General features: G+C 50.2%; 2 protein-coding genes. One reads left to right on the plus strand and one right to left on the minus strand.

Going from position 1 to position 1,479, the window contains the following annotated elements; all coding sequences use genetic code 11:
• Positions 1 to 792, minus strand: a 792-nt coding sequence (locus VZT47_RS10345; protein WP_330224880.1) for a LacI family DNA-binding transcriptional regulator, incomplete at its 3' end; no start/stop codon positions are given.
• 162 nt (positions 793 to 954) lie between these two features.
• Between VZT47_RS10345 and VZT47_RS10350 the strand changes: the two genes are divergently transcribed.
• The coding region (locus tag VZT47_RS10350) for a pectinesterase family protein (RefSeq protein WP_330224881.1) at positions 955 to 1,479 on the plus strand (525 nt) is incomplete at its 3' end.

Genomic DNA, 1,479 nt, shown 5'->3' on the forward strand with positions numbered 1-1,479 from the left:
TGAAATTCCTCGGTCCAGGGCATACTTGATCACGCCAACGGCCATGGCATCGTCTGTCGCCAGGCAGGCATCGATATTCGGCCGCATGGCTTTCATGAGTTCTCTTGTGAAAGTAATGTCGTTTTTCGTATGAATGATGAGATCGGAATCGGCCTCATAGCCGTATTCCTGCAGGGCATGCAGGTAGCCGGACTTTTTCTGATTGGCGCTGTAGGAATCGGAATCCGTCAGGAAGAGAATCTTCTGGCGGCCGTTTTCCAGCAGGCGCTTTGTCACATCGTATGTGACGGAAAAGTCGTTTGCAAACGTACAGTAGACATTTTCACAGTCAAGAAAGGCATTGATGAGGAAAACAGGTTTTGTCTTTGCCGCCTTTCGGATGATGTCTGTATTGTGGGCAGCATTCGCACTTCCAGCATAGGTGGAACCGATGAGGACCAGGGCGTCGACCCGTTTTTCAAGCAGCATGCCGATATGCTTTTCTTTTCCCTCTTTTGTGAAGCCTGAGCAGGAGAGAATCATGCCGAAATTTTTCTCAACAAGGCCGGTCTCCAGATAGGAGACGGCCCGGGACATGAAGTCGTCGCTGATTTCCGGGACGAGAACGCCCACGGTTTTCATGGAGTCAGATCCCATTCCCTGGGCAAAGACGTTCGGCGTGTAGCCTTCTGCCTCTATGACGGCAAGGACCTTGGCTTTGGCCTTTGCTGTGACCTTGTCCGAGCCGTTTATGACACGTGAGACCGTGGCCGTTGAGTAGCCGCTCTCCCGGGCGATGTCGTAGATATTCATGAGATTCCCCTGTTTTTGTTCCTGTTTGCCCTGTGGTATTGGAGGACATTTGTCCTGCTTTGGCCTATAGGCCCGCTGCGAGTTTATCTGCTTGCATTGCCAATTCAAACAATATACAATGTAAGCGGTTACAATTAAAAATGCAAGGGGGAATTTTTCGAAATGGTGCGGAATTTAATGCTTGAAGATTTGGAAAAGGAAACCGTTTTTACCGGCCAATCCGTAATCGGATTTGCTGACAAGATGATAGAAGGCAAGACTTTCACCAATGCCTGTGGAGCTTTGGAAATCCACCCGGACGGGAAACCTTATCATACCTTCCGGACGGCTACCCTGCTGGTGAACGGGACGAATCTTTCTTTTAGGAATTGCATTTTTGAAAATACGGCAGGCAGCGGAAAGACAGCCGGTCAGGCCCTGGCCCTCTACTGTGACGGAGACGGACTTACTTTTGAAAACTGCAGGCTGAAGGGGTTTCAGGACACTCTGTTTGTTGCTCCGCTGCCGCCGAAGGAAATCCAGAAGGACGGATTCTTAGGCCCCGGACAGGTAAAGCCGAGGACCCCAAGACATGTTGTATTCAGGAATTGCTATATAGAAGGAAGCGTGGACTTCATTTTCGGCGGAGCCTGGGCGGAATTCTTTGACTGTGAGTTCAGAAGCCTGGAGCCCGGATATGTGTTTGCA

This window comes from Dialister sp. (assembly GCF_036343215.1).
Taxonomy (GTDB): Bacteria; Bacillota; Negativicutes; order Veillonellales; family Dialisteraceae; genus Dialister.